Below are 24419 nucleotides of genomic sequence, written 5' to 3'. Positions count from 1 at the left end.
TTCTCATTCGGGATAAAATTTCAGTCATGACACGAAGCCATCAGCGTACACCGGCGCAAATCCGCCCGGTCAACATTATTCGCCGTTACACCAAGCACGCCGATGGGTCGGTGCTGATCGAATGCGGTGATACTAAGGTGATCTGTACCGCCAGTATCAGTGAGCAAGTTCCCCCTTTCCTCAGAGGCCAGGGTCAAGGCTGGCTGACGGCCGAATACGGCATGCTGCCCGGTTCGACGAATACCCGTATGCAGCGTGAAGCGGCAAAAGGCAAGCAATCGGGGCGCACGATGGAAATCCAACGCCTGATCGGACGTGCGCTGCGCGCTGCGGTCGACCTTAAAAAACTCGGCGAACGCACCATCCAGATTGATTGTGACGTAATTCAGGCCGATGGCGGCACGCGCACGGCCAGTATCACCGGTGCGTTTGTTGCGCTGCATGACGCGGTCGAGAAATTGATTTATCAGCAACTCATTGAAACCTCGCCGATCACGGACCATGTGGCGGCGATCTCGGTCGGCATTCATCAAGGCGTTCCGGTACTGGATCTGGATTATGTTGAAGATTCTTCATGCGATACGGATATGAATGTGGTGATGACCGGCAGTCTGGGCATCATCGAGGTGCAGGGCACTGCGGAAGGCAACGCTTTCAACCGCAAAGAACTGGATAAGATGCTGGATTTGGCGCAACAGGGCATTCAGGAATTGATTGGGATTCAGCGCACAGTCCTGTCTCAGCCATGAATGCACTGCACAAACTGGTCATCGCCAGCCATAATCCAGGAAAATTAAGGGAAATCAATGCTATTCTGGCGCCTTTGGCAATTGCCGCAGTACCGCAGTCTGATTTCAATTGCGGTGAAGCCGATGAACCTCACGGCACTTTTGTCGAGAATGCATTGACCAAAGCGCGCCATGCCAGCCGCTGCTCGGGATTACCCGCATTGGCGGATGATTCCGGCATCTGCGTGCGGGCGCTGAACGGCGCGCCCGGCGTCAATTCCGCACGTTACGCCGGTGAACCCAAATCGGATGCGCGTAACAATCAGAAACTCATCGAAGCGCTGAAACAACAGACCGATCGCCGCGCTTATTATTATTGCGTCATCGTACTGCTGCGCCATGCTGCCGATCCGCAGCCGGTCATCGTCGACGGATCGTGGCACGGCGAAATCATCGACCAGCCGCGCGGCGAAGGCGGATTCGGTTACGACCCGTATTTTTATCTGCCGGAATTTGGTAAAACTTCCGCAGAAATGACTTCTGAACAGAAAAATAGAATCAGCCATCGCGGTCAGGCGCTGGCAAAGTTGGTAGAAATTTTACGTGCTGGGGAATTTTGAAAACTGCCATTCTGCAAAACTTTCTCGATTCCGCAGAGTGACTCTTCGCAAAAACAGGAATTCTTATATGGATCCTATTGGTTTTCTGGCTTTCTTAAATCTAAAAAACAGATTTATTTTATAACAATGCAGAATTCACTACATTTACTTATATCTTATATTTGTTTTTAATTTCTTGGCTATAGATTTAATCCTTAAGTGTAGTTGATCGGTATTTTGCAATCATTGCATTATCGTCTTTGTCATCTTGTTTGCCAAAAACGTAAAGCGCACAAATGAAAATGACTGTTAGAAAAAGGCAGATAGTTGGGAATAATTCGAAGGGGAGTGTAATCCTATAGTAAGTTATCAATACGTTTATTAGCAGAAGAAAAAAGATTAAAACAACAAATAGACTCAAAAGCTGATTTATTTTGGATACGGAGAATTTGTATGAGTTGTTTAGCTTCCAAAAAGATGTGCAGCATTCTTCAAGTCTAGTTTTATAGAGTGGCCCTATTATTTCATCTTCTAGTAAGTCAACATGCCTCTCCCAGTTGTTCTGCCAAAACTTGCTAGCTCTGTTTACAAAGTACCAAGCAATCGAAAAAACAAATCCGATACAAGAGATTAGTAGCAGTATATCTTGCTTATTCATTATTTTTTTTTCCGACATTCCCGGCGGTATCGACTCTGAAACTGATACGGAAAAGTATCCTGCAAACGTTACAGCTATGAATGCCCAAAAATAAGTAGCTCTTTTCCAATAAAGTTCGATTTCAAACTTTCTTATATCCAATGCATGGTCTAATGCCTTCTCTCTACGTTTTTTGTTACAAAATCCATCATAAAATTTAAAATATTTATTTTTCATAAATCTAAATCTCATCTGAAGCGCATATGGTGTCAGGTCCATAATCAAGAATTCTTTCACTCAAGCACGTAATGAAATAACTAAAAAGCATTGCATCATAAGATTCGCATGAGGATGAATTTTCATTGTTTCTCACATCTATCGAATATGCTAAACGAACGCTGAAATGACGCGTTCAATGACATTTTCCGGTAATGATACGTAAGTAAATGTAGTGGCCGGGTATAAATAATCTTCTCCCGATTCGTCAATGACGCGAATCTGCCCATGTTTTTCCGCATCCTCATCTGATCTGGAGAGCACTTCGTACAGCTTGCGAATTTCTAGCGATACTTCATGGCCCTGGTTGCCAATATGAATGGCAGCCTTATGCTTATTTACGATGATGCGCGTTCGATGATCTATTTACAGTTGTTCGTAATGTCCGCCAATGGCGAAAATATAAACATACTTATCGTCAAATTTGTAGATCACCCGGTCTTTTTGGCTAAGCCTGCGCGACCAGAAACCTGTTAAGTTATGCCGCAACATTTCCGGTTTACCGGTGCCCATTGATGGATCATCGCGAAGCATTTCTTTCAGAATGTTGCATAGTGATTTATGCAGGCGCGGGTCACGTGTTTTCAGTGCTTCGTAAATTTCCCACGTATTGCCTTCAAACACCAAGGATCTTTTGGATTTCTTCATCCGGTGGGATATATCCCGATTTTGTGGTGTGGGTCTGTGTCGAAGCCAGAATTTGTTGTATTAGGCTCGTATTTTGGAGCACAAAAAGTGTTTCTTGATCACGCGCCCAATCTTCGGCACTGATGATCACAAAATCCTCACCGCTTCGACGGGTAATTTTAACCGGCTGATGTTCGCTGATAACCTTCTCAACGATGTTTTTCAGGTTATCGCGAAATTTATTGACGCTGATGTTATCCATTTTGATTGGCGTACGGTATGACCGTACACTTAATTAAGGAATGCAACAGTAGCACAATCATTACACTGAGATCAAATGGGTTATGCGATCGTGGAAAACATTAAATTAACCAAGCTGCTCTCGATGATACTTCAAATGCTCGCCGATAAACGTGCTGATGAAATAATAACTATGGTCATACCCGCTGTGAAATCGCAGCGTGAGATTCTGATCCGCTTCACGGCACGCTTTCTCTAAAGCTTCCGGGTACAGTTGCTGAGCCAGGAACTGATCGTCCATACCCTGATCGATCAATAAATCAGGCACGTGACGGCCATCTCTGATCAGCGCGGTAGCGTCGTACTGGCGCCAGTTTTGTTGATCTTCACCCAGATAGTTGCGGAATGCTTTCTGTCCCCACGGGCATTGCATTGGTGCGCAAACCGGCGCGAACGCGGATACCGAACGAAACAGATCGGGATGGCGCAGCGCCAGTGTCAACGCGCCGTGACCGCCCATCGAATGGCCGGAAATGCCGATGCGATCCGGTTCTGCGGGGAATTGGCCGGTGATGATGGAATGCAGTTCTTGCGTGATGTAGCTTTCCATACGGTAATGCTTTGACCACGGTGCGAGCGAAGCATCCAGATAAAACCCCGCACCGGCGCCAAAATCCCAATCATCCGTTTCACCGGCAATTCCGGTTTGGCGCGGGCTGGTGTCCATCGATACCAGCATCAGGCCGTATTCCGCCGCGTAACGCTGCGCGCCGGCTTTGATCATGAAGGTTTCTTCGGTGCAGGTGAGTCCGGCCAGGAAAAACACCACCGGCACGCGCTGATATTGCGCCTGGGGCGGTTGGTACACGGAAAAGCGCATCGGCAAACCGATGATCCCGGATGAGTGCTGATAAAAGCCCTGAATGCCGCCGAAGCAGCTGTGCTGGTTGCGGGTTTCGAGTGTCGTCATGATTAATAAATCACCACCGAGCGGATGGATTCACCGCTTTTCATCAAGTCAAAGCCGTCATTGATCTTGTCCAATGGCAGGATGTGGGTGATCAACGAATCGATGTCGATTTTTCCTTCCATGTACCAATCGACGATTTTGGGTACATCGGTGCGGCCTCGCGCGCCGCCGAAGGCGGAACCTTCCCATTTGCGGCCGGTAACGAGTTGGAATGGCCGCGTGCTGATTTCCGCACCAGCCTCGGCGACGCCGATGATGATGCTGCGTCCCCAGCCTTTGTGCGTGCATTCCAGCGCCTGGCGCATGATTTTGGTGTTGCCGATGCACTCAAAACTGTAATCCGCGCCGCCATCGGTCAATTGCACCACCGCATCGACGATATTGGGCACATCGTTCGGATTGATGAAATGCGTCATGCCGAATTTGCGCGCCATCGCTTCGCGCCCCGGATTGATATCGATGCCGATGATTTTGCCGGCGCCGACCATGCGCGCGCCTTGAATCACGTTCAAGCCGATTCCGCCCAGACCGAACACCGCTATGTTTGCGCCGGGTTCGACTTTGGCGGTGTAGATCACCGCACCGAGCCCGGTGGTGACGCCGCAACCGATGTAGCACACCTTGTCAAAAGGGGCGTCTTCGCGGATTTTCGCCAGCGCGATTTCCGGTACCACGGTGTAATTGGAGAATGTCGATGTGCCCATGTAATGGAACAGCGGTTTTCCATCCAGAGAGAAGCGCGATGTACTGTCCGGCATCAGGCCTTTGCCCTGGGTGCTGCGAATCGCCTGGCATAGATTGGTTTTTTGGGAAAGGCAGAATTTGCATTCGCGGCATTCCGGCGTGTATAGCGGAATGACATGATCGCCTTTGCGCAGCGACTTGACGTTGGGGCCGATATCCACCACCACCCCGGCGCCTTCATGACCCAGGATGGCCGGAAAAAGGCCTTCGGGATCAGCGCCTGATAGCGTGTAATAATCGGTATGGCAAATGCCGGTGGCTTTGATCTCGACCAGCACTTCACCGGATTTCGGGCCTGCCAGATCGACCTGTTCGATCGTTAATGGCTGACCGGCCTTCCAGGCTATTGCAGCTTTTGTTTTCATTGAAATTTGTCCTCGTTATATTTTATGAGTGCGCAGATGCGCCAGCAGACCGCGGCTGGCTTCCTCGACCATATCCAGCACCTGCTCAAATCCTTGTTGCCCGCCGAAGTAAGGATCAGGCACCTCGATACTTGCAGGATTGTTTTCGCCATATTGCATGAATAACTGGATCTTGCCGAGATGCTGCTGAGGACTGCGCTGCCGCAATAAGGCGAGATTTTCGTTGTCCATGGCAAGAATATAGTCGAATTCCTCAAAATCACTCGATTGCACTGCGCGGGCACGTAATTCGTGCATTTTGTACCCGCGTTGCAATGCCGTATGCTGCGCACGGTGATCCGGCGGGTTGCCAATGTGATAAGCATGCGTACCCGCGGAATCCACTTCAATCATGTGATCCGCTCCGGCGGTCTTGACGATATGCCGGAATACCGCATCCGCGGTTGGAGATCGGCAAATATTGCCCATGCAGACGAATAATACTTTTATTTTTTTATTCTGGTTCATGATTATTGTGACTCGAGACTGGCAGTATTAATAATATTCGATGAATCGTCATAGCTTGCCTTGCGGGCAAATCACCCGACTGTTTTTTAACATTCTTCCGGTTTTCTTGAATTAACTCAAAGTTTACTAATACGTCATTAAGCTTGGCAAGCCATCTTTATGCAAATGCTAAAATGATTCTATTCCAAGAATGCCATGGCGCCCACTTTTTAACTCAGTTGCATTACACTATCCCATTACTGACCGTTTTATTTTTATTGTGACGGACCGCTGTATCGACTGGTTGCCTTGCAGGACAGGTTATCATGGTTAACCTTGCAGCTCTAAGGTGCTTATAATAAAAATCAGACACCTTATCGATATTAGTAACAGGAATAATACCTATCATGACACAAATACACGATCAAAATCTGCCCGAAGGCACGCAAATCGGCGTCTATGAAATTAAAGGCGTTGCAAAAGTGAGTTCATTTGATATCACTTATCGTGGCTGGAATCATCATCTTAAGGAACGGATAAAAATACGTGAATACTTTCCTCACGATTTTGCCCTGCGTGCAACGGATGGTGTTGGTATTGAACCTAAATTTCCAGCAGAAAAAGAAAATTTTGACTATGGATTAAAGGCATTTGTGCATCAGGCCGAGGTTCTTATCCAGATCGAGCATCCTAATATTGCTGTGACAGAGAATATTCTCTTATCGAACGGAACGGCGTATCTGATTATGGGTAGCCAGGAGGGAATGCCGTTTTCCAAGTTATTAGAGGCACAAGCCTCTCTGGCGGAAGCAGAGTTAAAATTCATACTGACGTCGGTCTTGAGCGCGTTGCAGAAAATACACGAACACAAAATCGTGCATGGTGGCATTCAACCTGCGGCGATTCTTATCGGTAAGGATGGTGAACCGCTACTGATCAATTTTTCTGCCGCACGATTAGCGATCGCTGCGCGTACCTCGCGCCTCACTGAGGAATTAGCCGTTGGTTATGCGCCTGCGGAGCAATATGAATCCGGCAATGAACCTGGGCCTGCAACCGATTTTTATGCGTTGGGTGCAGTCCTGTATGCAGGTATGACGCATCGCTCGCCTGTTGCGGCGCAGATCAGGAAAACGGCCTTAAGCCAGGGGGAGTCCGATCCAATGGGTGATCTCTCCGGATCTCCGGACATCGCCTATAGCGCTGAATTATTGCAAGCGGTGCAGTGGATGCTACAGCCGGAATATCAGGATAGGCCGCAATCGGCGGGTGAGATTCTGGCGTTGCTGAAATCCGAACATGCCAGTGAAACCAAAACTGCAACTGTAAAACAGACCACTGCAGAGACCGTTTCCCGTAGCCGCCCGGTCGCTAATAATGCACTATTGATGGGCATCATGATCGGAATCGTTGTCCTGGTGACTGTTGGATTATGGTTTGGCGAGAATCCTGCGAAGCTATTGGATGGGGAGGCAGGTACTGTGGTTACTGAGCCTTTATTTCAACGCGATCCCGGGAAAGTCGCTGATACATCGGAGATAAAAGAAGAAGATTCATCCGTTGCATCCGCTGCAACCGAATCAAATCAAGAATCCGTCCCCGATAAAATATCCGAAACCGTACGAGCAATGTCGTATGAGCCTGAGAATCAATCCGGTGCAAGTATCTTTTTCCCAGAGGGACTGGCGGTTGTTGAAGCGGAACGTAATGCAGCAGTTGATGCATCTTTGCCGCAATCCGCGGGGCAGGATTCTCCGGTAAATCCAATTGATGCAGGCTTAATTAAGAAACATTTGGCGGCTGCTGAGAAGGCCATGAAAGTGGAACGCTTCACCACACCTGCAAGAGACAATGCGCACAAATATTACCAGATGGTGTTGGCGATGGAATCCAATAATGCAGAGGCGCTCGAAGGTCTGCAGAAGATGGTGGATCGTTATATTCAGTTTATTGAGAAATCAAGGGCTGAAGGTAAGCTTGATGCAGCCAGACTTTATTTGCAAAGAGCGGAATCCATTTTGCCTGACGATCCTAAGCTGCGGGAAATTCGATCTGGGCGGGTGCTTGATGAATGAGTGCTTCGATTGTATCGATGAAATTATGTGATTTGAACTTGTGATTTCCCGTGGTTTTGTTACGGAAAATCACAAATTTGAACTTAAATTTATGCGCTGGTTTCTTTCTTGCGATACATTATCAGGCTAATTAAACATAATCCAATCAACAGCATGGCGTAAGTTCCTGGTTCTGGAACAGGTGTCATCACATTGACATCCAGGATGACTTTGTCACCGCGATGAAAGGTTACGTTTTGCCAATCAACCGCAATTTCGTGACTGTTAAAGGTTACATTCGTCAGGTTAAAGCCAGGCACTACACTACTTGCATCATTGAAGGTCACGTTAGTGATGAAAGGAGCATTTGTAAAGCTGAGCAGATTTCCGTTAGTGATAAATAAGCCGTCCCGGTCCAGAGATACTGCAGATGGAGCCCATGTTAAATCGCTCAGAAAGTCATATTCCACGGTAGTGTCGGTTATTGTCAGAGCGTAATAATTAAAAAAAGAATTTTGCACAGTACCGTTGGCTACAAAGCTAGCCGGCGATCCAGAGCCGTTGTAAATGGCGCCGTAAGCATAATATTGGGTGTTCACACTGCTGCCGATCAGTCCGGCTTGTGCTTGGGAAGTAAAGCCGAGAACTAACGGTATCAGAATTGTGAAGAAATAAATTTTTGATTTCATGGGAAGACCTTTTGATTAATTGATTTGTATTAAAAGATGCTCGCGGATTTATTCTTAAGCTTCATAAGGTACCATCGAATTCTATTAATTGATAGCCATCCATATATTTATAGTTTCTAACTACTTAATAAAGTTAAATAAATCGTTATTTTCCTGTTGATGAGTAATAACTCAGCCAATTTGTACGATCCTGGCCACTGATGGTGTTCCGTCAAGATTCCATACGAAAAGCATATAGAACCCCGGAGGGGCTGCATTAGCTGAAGCTGGTGTTTTTACTGTTACGATACGGTTACCTTTTTGTGGGGTCGGCAGATTAAAAAAACGTGTTTCATTATTGAATGCATGTGTCGTAGCGCCAATACGCACCAGCGTGACCCTGGAAATATTTTCGCTTGCTTCGATAGAAAATTGCTCATTCCAGCTCATCATGGTTGTTGGAGCGTCGACAATAACCGGTCGAAGAGAAAACCGCCCGCTGCCGTCTTTTTTAAATAAATAAGGCGGGTAGTAAATTTCGCCATTAAGCTGAGTCAAAGGACCTGGCGTGCCACCGCCTCCAGTAATGACGCTCCCATCGGGAAGAAGCAGTGAAGTTGAGTGATACAGACGGGGAGTGGCCGCTCTTGCTGTTGATTTCCATATTTTTGTACTGGGATTCCAAAGCTCGGAATCCAAAGCTGCACCTGCTAGGTCGTTACCCGTCGATGACCCTCCATTGATCCAGACGGAGCCATTGGCGAGTACGGTCGCATTGCTATATTGACGTTTTTTTGCCAGTGTGCCGCCCGAAGTCACAACCGGTTCGCCGCTACCATTGATGTTGACAACGAGCGCTGTGCGATTGTCGCGAATGGATAATAGGCGGCCAGGGGCATACATGATGCTCGGCAGGCTGTTAAGGCCCGGCGGTATGGTTGATTTATACTTCGAGAGCGTACCGGTGCCTGAGGGATCGAGCTTGTACATTGCTCCGTCGTGGCCAAGAATGAACAATTTGCCTTGCGGGTTTACCCAGGCCCTGGGATAAAACCAGGCAACCCCGGTGCCGCCCAGTGCGCCGTAAGCGGCGTTACTGGTCGCTGAGCTAAGCACACGCCATTGCCCGCTGGTTGTGCGCACTTCCGGCGTCGGTGAATAAGTCGCTACAGTGGCGGGTATGGTGGGTGTTCCGGGAAAATCCCTGCTGTTGCGGCCTCCCATTACGACATGCTCACCATTGGGCAGTGTTACAGCTGTTGCATACCAACGCTTAAACGTCATATTTTTAGGATGGTGCGTTAATGTATCGGTAGAAGAGTCATAAATATTCACATTAGCGTGCGCATATTGCCTCTTCGTGTTCAAGAAAGCGTCGCCACCAAAAAACAGGCCGCGGCCATCGGGGAGATGCGCCTGACCAGCGCAGTAAATGTCGGTAAGGGTGGTGTTGGGTAATGTCTCAAACGCATTGGATCCGATGCCGAGCGATGGATCCCAAATAACATAGAGCAGATTGCCAATCTGCGTACCCACGGTATCGGTTCCATAAGCAATGACTCGTCCATCCGGCATCAGCATCATTGCGATAGGTACAACGGGCCAATCGTGCAGAGGGCCGAATCTGCCCTTCAGGTGAGCTTGTGATCCCGCTGCCGCCGCTGGAAAGTTACTTCCGTGAAGAAAAAGAAACAAGAACAGGATGGCGGGTAAAAGATACTTGAGATGCCAGATTCCTTGAGCAGAAAGAGAGCGCTTAAACATCCTGTTTCTCCTGATATTGAAAGTATGAAAATTTGGGTGGTGGATTGTTTGCTTATATGAGTGATAATAAAGGGAATTGCATTTTATAACAATGAAATAGTGGAGAATGTCAACAATAAATAAACTGCCCGGGTCTGTTATGTACAGCCTGTCTGGAATACCTTACTTTGCCCTTATGAGTATTTATACACTTTGCTGTATTTTTCATCTCTTTCTCTCAGAAAGATGTAAGCAGAGCTCGTGATTGTCATGGGTCATTTTCAATGGCTAGATTATTGTTTCCTCAAGGTTTATAAAGAAATGTCGTAAGGAATTTCACGTAATCTTATCCGGGGGTTCAGAATGTCTCAACCAATCTTAAGAAAACTATCAGATTGGATCAATTTCCTCACAAAAGCAGAAATTCCTGTCCTCAAACAAACTGCACGGAATCTTGAGATTCTCACAAAAGATGAACAAAACCTGAATGCACGAAGTTATGCGAGTGTTGTGAAAAATGATCCTTTGATGACAGTAAAACTTATGCGTTACATGCAAGATCACAAGCACCGCTGCCAAGAACATGATGTGATGGAAGCCGAACAGATTGCAATGATGCTCGGACTTGAAACCATGCTTAAGAAAATTCCTCCTAAACCATTGGCCGAAGAAGTTCTTGGGCACAGTAACATGAGCGCGCTCGTCCATTTATTAAAAACGGCTCATCGTTCCAATGTGGCAGCATCTTATGCGTATGACTGGGCGATTCGTTTGCACGATCTGCATTTTGCTGATATCCGTCTGGCTGCCTTGTTGCACGATATCGCAGAAATATTGATGTGGTGCTTCGCACCCGTTGAAATGTTGAAGATCAAGCAATTGCAAAAGCAAAATAAAGCGTTAAGGAGTGCGGCAGTACAAGAAAAATTTTTGGGGTTTACTTTAAATCAATTGCAGCACGAGCTTGCCGTCAGATGGAAATTGCCTGAGCTGCTCATTACGCTGATGGATGATGAGCATGCAAGATCACAACGGGTTCGCAATGTCATACTTGCAGTGAATCTGGCCAGGCACTCCGCTAATGGCTGGGACGATGCGGCATTACCTGACGACTATGAAGAGATTTCCAAACTCCTGCACTTGCAAGCGTGTGACGTCATGACGATCGTCGGCGCTAACAAGCCGCGCGAAAGTGCCAGTCCTGCCTGAAGCATAAACTATCCATTAAGAAAACAAGCGCGCCAATTCAATGCCCGGATCTTCCGCGCGCATGAAAGCTTCCCCGACAAGAAATGTGTTAACTTGGTGAGCACGCATGCGCGCAACGTCTGCAGGCGTATGAATTCCGCTTTCGGTGACGACAATTTTTTGAGATGGAATTAAGTGCAGTAATTCCAACGTTGTATCGAGCGATGTTGCAAAAGTACGCAGGTTACGATTATTGACTCCAATTAAGGGTGTTGATAGCCGCAAAGCCATTTCCAGCTCAGCGGCGTCATGGACTTCTACCAGAACAGCCATTCCCAGCGAGTGAGCCAGTTGCTCAAGCTTTAACATACGCTCCAGAGATTCATTTTTTGGACTCCCTGATGGATTGCCGCATTCCAGCAAGAAAGCGCTTGCAATCAATAAAATGCAATCTGCGTTCATCGCACGTGCTTCAGCGATCTGATACTCTTCCAGAATGAAATCCTTGCGTAAGACTGGAAGTGAGCAGGCGTTCCTTGCCGCTTGCAAATACTGGGGGTTGCCCATAAAAAATTGCTGGTCGGTCAATACGGAAAGGCAGGCTGCGCCATGCTGAGCATAGGTCTGAGCTATTTCGGCGGGAATAAACTCAAAAGAATGCGCGCTTCCCGAGGAGCGTCCACGTAAAACACCTTTGCTCGGGCTGGCCTGTTTAATTTCAGCAATGACCGCTGATTTTCCTGCAGCAATTTTATTTTGAATGGCGGCGACAAAATCCCGTGGTGGTGCCGCGGATTGCGCTTCTTGAAGTAAGATTGGGTAAGATTTTAATGCCTTGGCGGCTTCTATTTCTTGTTTTTTTACGGTGAGTATTTTGCTTAGAATATCAGGCATATTTTTTAATTCGGATTTTTATTGGTAAATTCCACCAGATCATGAAGTTTCTTCAATGCACCGCCACTTTCGATGGCTCTTTGCGCCGCTCTGATTCCCAATCCCAGGGTGTCTGCGAGTCCGGCAGCATATATCGCAGCGCCGGCATTCATTACAACGATATCCCGCGCGGGTCCCGGGTTGTTTCTAAGAACTGAAAGCAGCATGGTTCTTGCCTCTTCATTATTGCTAACCTGAATAGCATCGATGCCAGTGGATTTAAGACTGAAATCTTCCGGTTTAATGCTATAAATGGCTACTTGGCCATTTCTTAATTCACCCATAATCGTTTCACCTGTGATCGTGATTTCATCCAATCCATCCTTGCCATGCACGATCAATACATGTTGACTGCCCAATCGTTGCAGCACATGGACCAAGGTTTTTACCAGGTCTTCACTGAAAACCCCCAATACTTGCCTTTTGGCATTGGCGGGGTTTGTTAATGGCCCCAGGATATTGAATAAGGTTTTGATGCCTAATTCGCGTCGTACCGGGGCGGCATGTCTCATTGCAGCATGGTAATTGGGAGCGAACATAAAGCCGACACCGATTTCATTGAGACTTTGAGCAACTTGCTGTGGTGTTTGGTTGAGATTGACGCCCAGTGCTTCCAGTACATCAGCACTGCCGGATTTGCTCGAAACGGATCTGCCGCCATGTTTGGCGACCTGGGCACCTGCGGCGGCGGCCACGAAAGCCGATGCCGTTGAAATATTAAAGGTGTGTAAGGAATCCCCGCCCGTACCGCAAGTGTCTACCAGATGCGTGTCATTGGGAATATCGACCTTGGTCGCAAATTCGCGCATGACTTGCGCTGCGGCAGCTATTTCTCCTATGGTTTCTTTTTTTACCCGAAGACCGGTGACGATTGCAGCGATGAGCATGGGGGAAATTTCACCTTGCATGATTTTTCGCATTAGAGCGATCATGTCATCGTGCAATATTTCTTGATGCGCGATGATCCGGTGCAGCGCTTCCTGTGGATTCATGAAATTGCCTCTGTGCAGTCTGATCGCTTAACGATTAAGGAAATTCTCGAGCATTTGATGTCCATGTTCACTCAAAATGGATTCAGGATGAAACTGAATGCCTTCGATGGCAAGGGTTTTATGACGGATGCCCATAATTTCATCATCTTCGGTCCATGCCGTAATTTCCAGGCAATCGGGCAGTGTTGAGCGCTCAACGACAAGAGAGTGATAGCGCGTGGCGGTGAAAGGATTAGGTAAGTTCCGGAAAACACCGGTGTTATGATGATAAATCGGAGATGTTTTTCCATGCATCAATTGTTTTGCATGAATAACTCGCCCGCCGAATGCCTGACCGATGCTTTGATGTCCCAGGCAGACGCCTAGAATGGGGATATTCTGACTGAACTGATGAATGGCAGACAGTGATACGCCCGCTTCATTGGGCGTGCATGGGCCGGGGGAAATCACAATTCGCCGGGGGCTTAATTGCGAAATTTTATCCAGAGTAATTTCATCGTTCCGGTATACGACAACCTTTTCTCCCAATTCCGAAAAATACTGCACCAGGTTATAAGTAAAAGAATCGTAGTTATCAATCATTAGCAACATGATTATTATGTGCGTTGTTGGTAATAGTTATTTCTGAAGCTTCTGAAAAAAATCAAACCCAGTGACAAAATTCTTGAATCCTGGCGGATAAATTTTACCAGTTCGACCGGTATGCGAATAACATTATTGCAGTTATTTGAGCGCCATTTGATATTGCCGTATTAATTCAGTAGAATAGCACGTTTTTCAACCTTGCCTCACCATCGTGATTGGTGGGAGGCTTATAACCCGAAAGGAATTTATGCGACATTACGAAATAGTTTTTATTGTTCATCCTGATCAGAGTGAACAAGTGCCTGCAATGATCGAGCGCTATCGTGGCATTGTAACTTCTAAAAACGGCAAAGTTCATCGTGTGGAAGATTGGGGACGCCGTCAGCTTGCTTATCTGATTCAGAAGGTTCATAAGGCACATTATGTATTGATGAATATTGAATGTGATCAGGAAATTCTGGATGACCTGGATCACGCTTTCAAATTCAGTGATGCGATTTTGCGCCATTTAACCATTAAAACTAAGGGTCCTGTCACTGAACCATCACCCATGATGCGCCAGGTAGAGAGAGCCGGTTCTGCGAGCCCGCAAGATTCAGAGGAAATTGCGGATGAAACGGATTCTGATGAAACTCCGGAAGAATCCGGTGCTGCTGCGACTGCGACTGCATAGTTTTCTAGCCATTGGAATGTAATCGGACCACTATTTGCGGGAAAATTGTCAAATTAGGCATTTTACGCTACACCCCTGCCGGCATGGCGGTGATTGAGTTTACGGTAAGTCACGGATCCCGGCAGAAAGAAGCGGGTGTTATGAGGCAAATAGTCTTTGATGTTCCTGTGGTTGTGATGGGAGAGCAGGCTTTGACCGTGGCCGGATTCGAGATTGACAGCAGGGTTAGGCTCACCGGGTTTCTCAATAAAAAGAACCATATGAGTCAGCAACTGGTGCTGCATTCAGATCAGATTGAACTCATTTAATTAGTTAATAGGAATAAATATGACACGTTTTACTAGACGTAAAGACAGTAAAGATAAAGAAAGAGAAAAGAAAGCCAACCGCCCTTTATTCAAGCGCAAAAAGTTTTGCCGTTTTACCGCGGAGGGCATTAAGCAGGTGGATTATAAAGATATTGAAATTTTGAAAGATTTCATTAGTGAAAACGGCAAGGTAATTCCGGCGCGGATTACCGGTACAACCTCTTTTTATCAGCGTCAGTTGGGCACGGCGATAGAAAGGGCTCGTTTTCTGGCGTTATTGCCTTACACGGATCGTCACTAAGGAGCAATGATATGCAGATCATTTTGATGGAAAAAATTAGCAACTTGGGTCAATTGGGTGACGTAGTCAATGTTAAAAGCGGGTTTGCACGTAATTATCTGATTCCGCAAGGTAAGGCAAAACGTGCAACGGAGCAGGCCATTGCGGAATTTCAATCCAGGCGGGCGGAACTGGAGAAAAAACAGACAGAAATTCTTACCGCTGCTCAAGCTGTTGCTGCAAAACTGGATGGTTTGCTGGTGCAAATTACTCAGAAAGCCGGCAGTGATGGAAAACTATTTGGTTCCGTTACCAATGCGAATATTGCCGAGGCGCTTGCCGGGCTGGGTTTCGCAGTTGAACGCACCATGATTCATATGCCGAATGGTCAATTAAAGCAAGTGGGTGATTATCCCCTGGCCATTTTGCTGCATAGTGATGTAAAAGCAAGCATTACCGTTTCGGTACTGGGTGATTCAGCGCTCTGATAGAGCAATTTTATGGATTCATTTGAAAAAGGACTATTCGTAGTCCTTTTTCATTTGTGATTCAGCAAGTGGTAGAATCAGACATCTTCAACCGGGCTTCCGATACCTATGGCGCAATCACCGATCAGTCTCCATCAGGATCAGTTAATAGATCCCTATAAAACACCACCCCATTCGATTGAGAGCGAACAATCGGTACTGGGGGGGCTCATGCTGGACAATAACGCGTGGGAGAAAGTCGCCGATATCATTACCGACGCCGATTTTTACCGGCAGGATCACCAGCTGATTTATCACCATATCTGTAAGCTGATTGAACAGAACAGACCTGCTGACGTCATTACCGTCGCGGAATCGATGGAAACATCCGCAGAGCTGCAGACTATCGGCGGGCTTGCGTATATTGGTGCCATTGTGCAGAACACACCGTCGGCGGCAAATATCAAGCGCTATGCGGAAATTGTTCGTGAACGCTCGATTATGCGTAATCTGGCCCAAGTCGGCGTGCACATTACGGACTCTGCCTATAACCCGGTGGGCCGCTCTGCCGCAGACTTATTGGATGAGGCGGAAGCGAAAGTATTTGAGATTGCAGAAGAAGGTGCGCGCGGTAAGGAAGGGTTCATGGGAATTCAGCCTCTGTTGCGGCAAGTGGTCGAGCGGATAGAGCTGTTATATAGCCAGGATAATCCGAGCAATGTAACCGGAATTGCATCAGGTTTTCACGATCTTGATCAGAAGACATCCGGATTCCAGCCGGGCGATCTGATTATTGTTGCGGGTCGGCCGTCCATGGGTAAAACCGCATTCTCCCTGAATATTGCGGAACATGTGGCATTGGAGTTAAACAAACCGGTTGCAGTATTCAGTATGGAAATGGGCGGTGCGCAGCTGGCCATGCGGATGCTGGGATCAGTGGGAAAGCTGGATCAGCATAAAGTGCGTACCGGCCGTTTGGACGATGAAGATTGGCCCAAGCTGACGCATGCCTTGGGTAAACTTAATGAAGCACCCATTTTTATTGATGAAACGGCGGCGTTGAATGCGCTCGAACTCAGAGCACGCTCCAGGCGGCTGTACCGTCAGTACGGTGAACTGGGTTTGATTGTGGTTGATTATTTGCAACTGATGTCTTCCAGTAGTCAGGGAGAGAATCGCGCCACGGAAATTTCGGAAATATCGCGTGCGTTGAAAGGGCTGGCGAAAGAACTGAAAGTGCCGGTGATTGCATTATCGCAACTTAATCGCAGTTTGGAGCAACGGCCCAACAAACGCCCGGTGATGTCGGATTTGCGCGAATCCGGCGCGATTGAACAAGACGCCGATGTGATTCTGTTTATCTACCGCGATGAAGTCTATAACCCCGATTCTCCAGACAAAGGCATTGCCGAAATTATTATCGGCAAGCAGCGCAACGGCCCGATCGGAAAAGTCGATCTGACATTCCTGGGCGAATATACACGCTTTGAGAGCCACGCCAGGCCGGAATATTATTAATGGAATTTTTGCCGCAATGACTGATTTCTTGTAGTTCATCCGGCGCTTAACTTTCAGCGCATGGAACAGATAATGGGTTTGTGCGGCTTTGTATCGGAGAACCTATTTCGGGATGGAGGATGAGTGGTGAAGCATAAAAGATGGCAATCAAGTTATCAGTGGTTATTCTTGCGGCGATTGCTGTGCTTTTTTGTTTTGATCACCCTGATCGGCTGTATATCGCCGCTGGCGTTGAATCGCGCTGTGACTGCGTATGATGAAGCGGTTACCGATTCCATATCACAGCAGCTATTGGTAAATATCGTACGCGCGCATTACCGTCAACCGGTGCATTTTACCGGCGTATCCAATATCGCAGCTACTTTTACTTTTGTTGCCAACGCTGGCGCTATGCCAGCCGCTGGAGGTCTCGCCGGTGCAACGCTGATGCCGATTTTCGGTGGTAGTCTGGCCGAAAGCCCGACTATCAGCATCGTTCCGATCGAAGGGGAAGAGTTCACTCAGCGCTTGCTGACGCCATTCCCGCAAAACAAGTTGACGTTGTTGCTGCGTCAGCATTTTGATGTCGATATGCTGCTGCGCATGATGGCGCAGGAAGTGCGCATAATGCAGTCGGAACAACATAGTGTGCATCGCAATAATCCTTCGGATAAAGCGGGTTATGAAATGTTTCGCCGCGTGGCGCTGCATTTATCCGCGATCCAGGATCACAACCAGTTGTATGCGGAACCGCTGTTGCTGAAACATGCCTGGAAGATTCCATCCAGCTCGATCGCGCCGGATAGCTTCCAGTCGTTGCAAAAAGAATTTATCGTACACTATGATTCCGGGGATGATACCTTTACTTTGCGCAAACATACCTCGGGGCCCATTCTGATTACCAATTATGATCCCGATATGCTTCCCGAGGAAGAGCGCGAAGCGCTGAATGAGCGTGCTAGAGACTGGGATGTCAGCGATATTGCGTTTGATATCCGTGCCGGTCATTATGGCGGTGAATGGCCAATGAATGGTATGTTCCGGTTGCGAAGCTTTCACTCGATTCTTGGTTCTCTGGGCAAAGCACTCGGCAATGAGAAGGGATATCAGGTCGGGAAAGATACTCGAACGCCGCCTATCCTCAACAACGAGAATCCTGATCAAACCATGGAATTTGTGGTTTCCAATGTGCCTCCTGCCGATGCCGATTTTTCTATCCGCTGGAATAACCGATACTATGCGATCAATACGATAGGATCGCATGCGCGCTGGAATCGGGATGCATTTCAGTTGCTGTTTCTGCTATTTCAAATGACCGTCACCGATTTGCCGCGCATCGGTGTGCCGAGTATTACGATTGCCAAATAATTTTTCCAGATAACCCATTTTGGCCAACAGTAACTCTTACTGATTCCTATCAGAAATTAATGCGCTTTGATTCAAAGTGTGTGGTTGTGAGATTTGGTGCTCATTACGGTTGTCAGGAAATAGCGGGAAATGCAGCGTTTTACCATGGTAATCATCTGGCTTTCCTCCATGTCAGTCACCTGCTGATAGAGCGCGGGCGCGATCGACACAAAAATACTTAATAACCGCGGATCGAAATGAGTGCCGCTATCGCGTTCAAGTTCGGCGATGGCGTCGTGCACCGTCCACGATTCCTTATACGGACGTTTGGAGGTCAGTGCATCGAACACGTCGGCAATGGCGAATATCCGCGCATTCAACGGAATTTCTTCACCCTTGAGCCCCTCCGGATAACCGCTGCCGTCATATTTCTCGTGGTGAAAATGAGCAACATCGCACGCTCCGCTGAGCCAGCTGGATTGTTTTAATATATCCACGCCCAGTGTGACATGCGTTTTCATGATCTCAAATTCCTGCGGGGTCAGCTTGCCCGGTTTTAGCAAAATGGGATCGCGGATCCCGATCTTGCCGACATCGTGCAGGAAAGCGCCGGTGATCAGATTAAGAATGCTTTCATGACGCAGCCCGATTTTTTCTCCCAGCCGGAGCGCATAGAAGGTAACACGGTAATTATGGCTGTTGGTATCGGAGTCGCGCTCCGCAATGGCGCAACCCATCACATTCATCAATTCCAGATTGCCGGTTAAAAGGTCGGTGGAGAGCTTGGTGAGCTCCCGATTGAGCATAAGCAGAATCGGATACATCAGCAGGGTGGTAAAAGTGATGCTGATGGTAATCAGTAACAGTGTGTGAAACAGTTCATCCTTGATCGAACTCTGAGTCTCCTGGTCAACCTGGTAAATGCCTTCGAAATAACCCATCAAGGTATGCTGAGGTCCTTTGATCGGAACCAGTATGACCAGCAGCAGTTTATCTTGAATTAAATGAAATTCCTGGAAAAAATCACCGCGTTTGGGAAATTGGTGGCGATGGCTGTTGATCCATTGCCCGGTAGTTTTTTGTCCTTGACGGATTGCTTCGATCTTGAGTTGCTTGTTGACATCATAGAGCTCGACCACGAGGAAATTGCGCTCGACCAATTGCTGTGCCAGATGGGTCAAATGTTGATGAGCCGGGCTATCCAGTTGTTCCAGATCATAAGAGGATTCACCGCTGAGTACGGCGGATTCCTTCAGCGCAAGCGCATGCACGAATTGCTGAAAGCGCGAAATTTCCAGCCATAGAACGACGCCACCGATCGTGACGCTGAGAAACAACCACCCTAGAAACAAACGCAGCAGGATTTTCCGTTGAACGAATTGGCTGATGGCAAGCGCTTCCTGTGAATCAGCCTTGACATCAATCACGCTCGAGGTACTGGATTTTGATTCAGTCATAGTTTTATTTCCTCGCTAGCAATCACATCGACATGTGAGGGAAGAAGAACAATGTATCAAGTCCAATATTAATAGTACACGGTCAAATATTTTGTGAAGTGTGCGGCGAGAGGGTTTTTCTGAAACCGCTGATCAATTGCATTTCACCGGTGCCTGCAGTTGCTTCAGTGGCGGCTATTCCTGGATTTCTTCGTTGCGTTGGCGGGCAGCAGGCTGGTAATGGCTTGGTAGCGTTCAAACAAAAACGCCACCCGCTCCGCTTCGGACGCAAAGGATTTCTTGCCATACGCTGCATCGACGGCGCGATCCAAAGCCTGGTGCGCGCGTACCAATTCCGGCGGCATGGCCAGCGGGTCGTACAAGTCGGCCAGTGTAGCATCGGGAAACTGCGCGCGGGCATCGAGCACGGCCTGCGCGGCGGTTTCGATGGCGGAAATCCCTCCGCGCTGCACGCTTCCCCCCTTTGCCAAAGGGGGGTTAGGGAGGATTTCAGGCCACGGGAAGTTGTTGTAGACAATGCCGACGGAATAGCGGTAATCACTTTTCAAACGACCGCACACCGTGCGCATCCAGGCGTTGTGCATCGTCGAAGTGAGGATGCCGAAGTGATAGAGGGTGGCGTTCGGGAGCATGTTATTTAAATCGGTACTAATAGTATGGCAATCGAGAAATCCTATTGGTACAAATAATCTACGTTCAGAAGATACGCGTGGTACAAGAATATAATTGTTTTCTGGCTGACGATTTTCGACAAATAAAGTAGCAGTTACTGCGTGTTGCCGGGTTTGTGCTTTAGTGCTTTTGAGCCGGAATACTCGCACAGCTTCAACACGTTTCATCACCTCAGGCATGGCACGTAGCTCATTCGGAGATATACCAACAAGCCATAAACACCAGCGCTTTTTGCCATTAATAAACTCTTCAGCACCAAGAAGTGGCCGTAGCCATTTTTCAGCTTTCGGTTCTTTACTAAGTAATTCGGTTTTTTCTTCTGATGAGAGTAGAAGATTCCCGCCATCAACTGGCTTGTTACCATAGAGCATTTCAGGAACATCACAAATCGGATTTGTCCGATTGTCCAAAACTACATCTGAAGCATCCACCAAATAGGGATTGATATTTTTTGCCGTGATGGCATGCGATTCACCTTGAATGTCGGCATACTCGAAAATGGTTTTATGCGTAGCTTCCTGCAAGCCAAATCCGATGATGACGCAATGCACCGCGGCTTTGCCTTTGGCTTCGCTCATCCACTGAAAGGTGCGGTGAGCATAATGAATATGTACGCCGCGCCGTAGCAAATCCGGCCATAACACGCCGACCTGCTCGCCTTGCGTGATCGAATTGGTGGAAACAAACGCGGCCCGGATTGCCGGATGGGCGGTGATGTAGTCGGTGGCTTTGCGGTACCAGCAGGCGACGTAATCGAGCAATCCGGCATTTTTGGTATCGTGGAAAATCGCAGCGACATCGATCCGTTGCGTATCGTTCAAGTAAGTTTTTCCTATAAACGGTGGATTTCCCATTACATAATGACATTGCGTTGCCGGAATGACGCTGTTCCAGTCCAGTTGCAACGCATTGCCGTGCACGATGTGCGCGGATTTGTTGAGCGGCAGGCGGATGAAGTACTGGCCGAATTCTTCCGACACCAGCGCATTCATCTGATGGTCGGTCAGCCATAATGCGACTTGTGCGATTTGCGCTGGAAATTCTTCGATTTCGATACCGTGGAATTGATCTGAATGATACTGGTGATGTCCAGCGTTTGCTGGCCGCTGTCGTGCAATGCGCGCAACACTTCCAGTTCGAGCCGGCGCAGTTCGCGGTAGGCGATTACCAGGAAATTGCCGCAGCCGCATGCCGGATCGAGAAATTTCAGGCTGGCCAGTTTGTTATGGAAGATTTGCAGGCGTTTGGTGTTGTGCTTGATTTTGGCGAATTCCGCGTGCAGTTCATCGAGAAATAACGGGCGGATCAGTTTCAGGATGTTTTCTTCGGTGGTGTAGTGCGCACCGAGGTTACGCCGCGCGTTCGGCGTTTCGTCCATGATGTTCTGGAACAACGAGCCGAAAATCGCCGGTGAAATACCGCTCCAATCCAGTGCGCAGCAATACAACAGCGCGGCGCGCATGTGGCTGTCGAAGCTGGCGAGTGGCAGACGTTCTTCAAACAGTTTTCCGTTGATGTACGGAAAGCGCGTCAGCGTGTCGTCGAGGTTTTTCAGCCGCGCGGCTTCCGGCGTGTTGAGCACGTCGAACAGTTGTGCCAGTTGCGGTGCCAGGTCGCTGCCGTCTTCGCGCGTTTGCTGTTCGATGAATTCGGTGAACTGCGTGCGCTCGAAAATGCCGGTGTCTTCGGCAAACAAACAAAACAGCAGGCGCACCAGATACACTTCCAGCGCGTGACCGGTGTAGCCGATTTGTTTCAGGCGGTCGTGCAGTTTGGCCATGCGTTGCACTGCCTTGGCGTTGACCGGGCTTTGCGGGGAAATTTTTTGCGGCTGGTAACCGGCAATGAACCAGAACAGCTTGACGTTTTTGTACAGTTCCTTGAGCGGGAACTCGGTATGCGTACCTTCGACCGTGTCGTACAGACGGAAGCGCGCAAAATCGCTGACCAAAATAAAACGGGGCAACTCGTGTTCTTTCAAACCGGGGAAATAATCGATGGCCTGCTGGTAAGCGCGATCCAAGTCTTTGCCGCGCGATTTGTGCTCGATCAGCAGGTTGCCTTTCCATAACCAGTCGATATAGCCATCGCGGCCACCGAGCTTTTTGACCTTTTGCTCAAAACTGCCGATGCGCCGGGAAGTAATGCCAAAGACATGGAAGAATTCAATCCAGAAAGGCTTTGCATCAGAATTTTCCGATTCCGTTTTGATCCATTCTCTGGAAAACGCCAGTGCGCGATCTTTGATTTCGTTCCAGGCCAGTGCCATGCGTTCTCCGGATATGCGTATCTATTTGGATCGCACGATTCTACGTGATCCGCAGGAAACGTCCAAGCATCGCTTGTGGTATGATTTTCGATCATAGGAGGAGTATTGAGATGCGCGCTGTTTTTCTGGATTTTGGCTCTGTAACCCGCGGCGATATGGATTGCGCCACCCGGGGCATTCGCGCCAACGCAGTGGACCCCGGTTTCATCAAGGCCGAGCTGATCGACTACGTGCCGGCCACGCAACGTGCCATGCTGGAAGATGTGCACGCCATGCGCCGACTGCGTTATTGCAATCGGCCAGCCATTCACTCTCGTTTACAGGAGAACAACACATGGGTCTGCTTATCGATGGACAATGGGTCAATAAATGGTATGACACGGATTCCACCCAAGGCCGTTTCGTCCGTACCGAAGCACAATACCGCCACTGGATCACTGCCGATGGCAGCGTCGGCCCGAGCGGTGGCGGTGGCTTTCAGGCCGAAGCGGGCCGCTACCATCTGTATGTCTCGCTGGCCTGTCCCTGGGCCCACCGCACCCTTATCTTCCGTGCGCTCAAGGGGCTGGAAGACATGATCAGCGTATCCGTGGTCAACCCGCTGATGCGCGAACATGGCTGGACCTTTGGCCCGGACGATGGAGTCATTGCCGACCCGCTGAATGGCGCCGACTATCTGCATCAGGTTTATACCGCCGATGATCCCGACTACAGCGGCCGGGTCACGGTGCCGGTATTGTGGGACAAACAACAGCAGCGAATCGTCAACAACGAATCGGCGGAGATCATCCGCATGTTCAACAGCGCCTTCGACGGCATCGGCGCCAAGCCGGGTGATTACTATCCAGAAGCGCTGCGCATGCAGATCGACGAACTCAATGCGCGCATCTATGACCGCATCAACAACGGCGTCTACAAGGCCGGCTTCGCCACTACGACCGAAGCCTATGAGCAGGCGTTCTGGCCACTGTTTGACATGCTTGATGAGCTGGAGCAGCGATTGGCCGGTCGACGCTATCTGCTGGGCAACACCCTGACCGAGGCCGACTGGCGGCTGTTCACCACACTGATCCGCTTTGATCTGGTGTACCACGGCCACTTCAAATGCAATCTCAGGCAAATTGCGGATTATCCCAACCTGTCGGCCTATGTGCGTGAGCTGTATCAGTGGCCCGGTGTGGCTGCAACTGTGAACATGCAGCACATCAAGGGCCATTACTACCGCAGCCACGTCACCATCAATCCCACCGGGATAGTGCCGGCAGGTCCGCTGCTGAATCTGGATCAGCCGCATGGGCGTGAAACGCTCTGAGTCTGCTATACACAATAAACCAGCTGACTCGCTGTTGTTGCAGAAGCGGCTACGCTTTCGGGCGTGCTGGATGCGTATCGGTCATCCAGCGGATTTTCCTGGGCTATGCTTTCCTCCGCGCCGATGATCGCACCTAGACAACGTACTGGCGTTTATCTGACAGGATCCGGCAGTCCAGCCGAAAATGCTATCAGCGCTGAAGATTTTGCGGTTGCAGTTGTCGACGAGCTCGAAAAACCGTCCCGTATGGGGCAGCGATTCACTGTCGCCAATGCAAATCAATGAAACAATTACGACAGATG

General features: G+C 48.6%; 27 protein-coding genes. 12 read left to right on the top strand and 15 right to left on the bottom strand.

Annotated features, from left to right (window positions below; genetic code table 11):
- Nucleotides 1–26 precede the first annotated feature (26 nt).
- Together rph and rdgB are read left to right on the top strand one after the other, a co-directional pair.
- A complete protein-coding gene (gene rph / locus C4S39_RS00785; RefSeq protein WP_103965150.1) occupies nucleotides 27–749 on the top strand; it encodes a ribonuclease PH in 723 nt (240 codons plus the stop codon).
- Nucleotides 746–1348: an RdgB/HAM1 family non-canonical purine NTP pyrophosphatase gene (rdgB, locus tag C4S39_RS00780; protein WP_146059731.1), complete on the top strand. Its 603-nt coding sequence runs from the start codon at nucleotides 746–748 to the stop codon at nucleotides 1346–1348. The genes rph and rdgB overlap by 4 nt, the downstream gene beginning before the upstream one ends.
- 187 nt (nucleotides 1349–1535) lie before the next feature.
- On the opposite strand, the gene C4S39_RS00775 is transcribed toward rdgB, so the two are convergent.
- From C4S39_RS00775 to C4S39_RS00745, 7 genes are all read right to left on the bottom strand, one after another.
- Nucleotides 1536–2243 (bottom strand): RipA family octameric membrane protein, encoded by a 708-nt coding sequence (locus C4S39_RS00775; protein ID WP_103965149.1) that lies wholly within the window; start codon nucleotides 2241–2243, stop codon nucleotides 1536–1538.
- A gap of 108 nt (nucleotides 2244–2351) precedes the next feature.
- Entirely contained in the window at nucleotides 2352–2504 is a 153-nt protein-coding gene (locus C4S39_RS00770; RefSeq protein ID WP_258039221.1) for a hypothetical protein, read from the bottom strand.
- Nucleotides 2505–2606: 102 nt separating this feature from the next.
- A complete protein-coding gene (locus C4S39_RS00765; RefSeq protein ID WP_096292827.1) occupies nucleotides 2607–2888 on the bottom strand; it encodes a Txe/YoeB family addiction module toxin in 282 nt (93 codons plus the stop codon).
- Entirely contained in the window at nucleotides 2857–3129 is a 273-nt protein-coding gene (locus tag C4S39_RS00760; protein WP_103965147.1) for a type II toxin-antitoxin system Phd/YefM family antitoxin, read from the bottom strand. Before C4S39_RS00760 ends, C4S39_RS00765 begins: the two co-directional genes overlap by 32 nt.
- 105 nt (nucleotides 3130–3234) lie before the next feature.
- Nucleotides 3235–4077 (bottom strand): S-formylglutathione hydrolase, encoded by an 843-nt coding sequence (gene fghA / locus C4S39_RS00755; RefSeq protein WP_103965146.1) that lies wholly within the window; start codon nucleotides 4075–4077, stop codon nucleotides 3235–3237.
- A gap of 2 nt (nucleotides 4078–4079) precedes the next feature.
- Complete coding sequence (locus C4S39_RS00750) at nucleotides 4080–5186, bottom strand: S-(hydroxymethyl)glutathione dehydrogenase/class III alcohol dehydrogenase (RefSeq protein WP_103965145.1); 1107 nt, start codon at nucleotides 5184–5186, stop codon at nucleotides 4080–4082.
- A 15-nt stretch (nucleotides 5187–5201) separates the two neighbouring features.
- Entirely contained in the window at nucleotides 5202–5693 is a 492-nt protein-coding gene (locus C4S39_RS00745) for a low molecular weight protein-tyrosine-phosphatase (RefSeq protein WP_103965144.1), read from the bottom strand.
- Nucleotides 5694–6079: 386 nt separating this feature from the next.
- On the opposite strand from C4S39_RS00745, the gene C4S39_RS00740 reads away from it, so the two are divergent.
- Entirely contained in the window at nucleotides 6080–7747 is a 1668-nt protein-coding gene (locus C4S39_RS00740) for a serine/threonine protein kinase (RefSeq protein WP_103965143.1), read from the top strand.
- An 89-nt stretch (nucleotides 7748–7836) separates the two neighbouring features.
- Here C4S39_RS00740 and C4S39_RS00735 read toward each other — a convergent pair whose 3' ends face one another.
- Both C4S39_RS00735 and C4S39_RS00730 read right to left on the bottom strand, forming a co-directional pair.
- Nucleotides 7837–8415, bottom strand: coding sequence for a PEP-CTERM sorting domain-containing protein (locus tag C4S39_RS00735; RefSeq protein ID WP_103965142.1), 579 nt, complete (start codon nucleotides 8413–8415; stop codon nucleotides 7837–7839).
- 171 nt (nucleotides 8416–8586) lie between these two features.
- Nucleotides 8587–10158 (bottom strand): glyoxal oxidase, encoded by a 1572-nt coding sequence (locus tag C4S39_RS00730; RefSeq protein WP_103965141.1) that lies wholly within the window; start codon nucleotides 10156–10158, stop codon nucleotides 8587–8589.
- A 342-nt stretch (nucleotides 10159–10500) separates the two neighbouring features.
- On the opposite strand from C4S39_RS00730, the gene C4S39_RS00725 reads away from it, so the two are divergent.
- On the top strand, nucleotides 10501–11346 hold the full coding sequence (locus C4S39_RS00725) for an HDOD domain-containing protein (RefSeq protein WP_103965140.1): 846 nt from the start codon (nucleotides 10501–10503) through the stop codon (nucleotides 11344–11346).
- A 15-nt stretch (nucleotides 11347–11361) separates the two neighbouring features.
- On the opposite strand, the gene trpC is transcribed toward C4S39_RS00725, so the two are convergent.
- From trpC to C4S39_RS00710, 3 genes are read right to left on the bottom strand one after another with little or no spacing between them, the layout of a single operon-like run.
- The gene (gene trpC, locus C4S39_RS00720; RefSeq protein ID WP_103965139.1) at nucleotides 11362–12219 is read right to left on the bottom strand and encodes an indole-3-glycerol phosphate synthase TrpC; all 858 of its coding nucleotides are present in this window, start codon (nucleotides 12217–12219) and stop codon (nucleotides 11362–11364) included.
- Between the two features lie 5 nt (nucleotides 12220–12224).
- Nucleotides 12225–13250: an anthranilate phosphoribosyltransferase gene (trpD, locus tag C4S39_RS00715; RefSeq protein ID WP_103965138.1), complete on the bottom strand. Its 1026-nt coding sequence runs from the start codon at nucleotides 13248–13250 to the stop codon at nucleotides 12225–12227.
- A gap of 27 nt (nucleotides 13251–13277) precedes the next feature.
- Nucleotides 13278–13841: an anthranilate synthase component II gene (locus C4S39_RS00710; RefSeq protein ID WP_103965137.1), complete on the bottom strand. Its 564-nt coding sequence runs from the start codon at nucleotides 13839–13841 to the stop codon at nucleotides 13278–13280.
- Between the two features lie 241 nt (nucleotides 13842–14082).
- Here C4S39_RS00710 and rpsF point away from each other — a divergent pair, with 241 nt between their 5' ends.
- The 6 genes from rpsF (at nucleotide 14083) to C4S39_RS00680 (ending at nucleotide 18428) form a co-directional block, all read left to right on the top strand.
- Nucleotides 14083–14508: a 30S ribosomal protein S6 gene (gene rpsF / locus C4S39_RS00705; RefSeq protein WP_103965136.1), complete on the top strand. Its 426-nt coding sequence runs from the start codon at nucleotides 14083–14085 to the stop codon at nucleotides 14506–14508.
- An 11-nt stretch (nucleotides 14509–14519) separates the two neighbouring features.
- Complete coding sequence (gene priB, locus C4S39_RS00700) at nucleotides 14520–14816, top strand: primosomal replication protein N (RefSeq protein WP_103965135.1); 297 nt, start codon at nucleotides 14520–14522, stop codon at nucleotides 14814–14816.
- A gap of 19 nt (nucleotides 14817–14835) precedes the next feature.
- On the top strand, nucleotides 14836–15117 hold the full coding sequence (gene rpsR, locus C4S39_RS00695) for a 30S ribosomal protein S18 (RefSeq protein ID WP_103965134.1): 282 nt from the start codon (nucleotides 14836–14838) through the stop codon (nucleotides 15115–15117).
- An 11-nt stretch (nucleotides 15118–15128) separates the two neighbouring features.
- Nucleotides 15129–15584 carry a 50S ribosomal protein L9 gene (rplI, locus tag C4S39_RS00690; protein ID WP_103965133.1) on the top strand — a complete coding sequence of 152 codons (456 nt, stop codon included), beginning with the start codon at nucleotides 15129–15131 and terminating at the stop codon, nucleotides 15582–15584.
- Nucleotides 15585–15692: 108 nt separating this feature from the next.
- Nucleotides 15693–17081 carry a replicative DNA helicase gene (gene dnaB, locus C4S39_RS00685; RefSeq protein ID WP_103965132.1) on the top strand — a complete coding sequence of 463 codons (1389 nt, stop codon included), beginning with the start codon at nucleotides 15693–15695 and terminating at the stop codon, nucleotides 17079–17081.
- A 126-nt stretch (nucleotides 17082–17207) separates the two neighbouring features.
- On the top strand, nucleotides 17208–18428 hold the full coding sequence (locus tag C4S39_RS00680; RefSeq protein WP_103965278.1) for a hypothetical protein: 1221 nt from the start codon (nucleotides 17208–17210) through the stop codon (nucleotides 18426–18428).
- A 71-nt stretch (nucleotides 18429–18499) separates the two neighbouring features.
- Here C4S39_RS00680 and C4S39_RS00675 read toward each other — a convergent pair whose 3' ends face one another.
- From C4S39_RS00675 to C4S39_RS15960, 3 genes are all read right to left on the bottom strand, one after another.
- The gene (locus C4S39_RS00675; protein WP_103965131.1) at nucleotides 18500–19864 is read right to left on the bottom strand and encodes an HD-GYP domain-containing protein; all 1365 of its coding nucleotides are present in this window, start codon (nucleotides 19862–19864) and stop codon (nucleotides 18500–18502) included.
- Nucleotides 19865–20028: 164 nt separating this feature from the next.
- Entirely contained in the window at nucleotides 20029–21585 is a 1557-nt protein-coding gene (locus tag C4S39_RS15630) for a class I SAM-dependent DNA methyltransferase (protein ID WP_374953008.1), read from the bottom strand.
- The gene (locus tag C4S39_RS15960; RefSeq protein ID WP_308457295.1) at nucleotides 21540–22805 is read right to left on the bottom strand and encodes a type IIL restriction-modification enzyme MmeI; all 1266 of its coding nucleotides are present in this window, start codon (nucleotides 22803–22805) and stop codon (nucleotides 21540–21542) included. Before C4S39_RS15960 ends, C4S39_RS15630 begins: the two co-directional genes overlap by 46 nt.
- A 334-nt stretch (nucleotides 22806–23139) precedes the next feature.
- On the opposite strand from C4S39_RS15960, the gene C4S39_RS00665 reads away from it, so the two are divergent.
- Nucleotides 23140–24117 carry a glutathione S-transferase family protein gene (locus C4S39_RS00665; RefSeq protein WP_103965130.1) on the top strand — a complete coding sequence of 326 codons (978 nt, stop codon included), beginning with the start codon at nucleotides 23140–23142 and terminating at the stop codon, nucleotides 24115–24117.
- Between the two features lie 63 nt (nucleotides 24118–24180).
- Nucleotides 24181–24402, top strand: coding sequence for a hypothetical protein (locus tag C4S39_RS00660; RefSeq protein ID WP_146059730.1), 222 nt, complete (start codon nucleotides 24181–24183; stop codon nucleotides 24400–24402).
- Nucleotides 24403–24419 lie beyond the last annotated feature (17 nt).

Source organism: Nitrosomonas ureae (assembly GCF_900108305.1).
Taxonomy (GTDB): domain Bacteria; phylum Pseudomonadota; class Gammaproteobacteria; order Burkholderiales; family Nitrosomonadaceae; genus Nitrosomonas; species Nitrosomonas ureae_B.
This window is presented reverse-complemented; position numbering and strand designations above follow the sequence as displayed.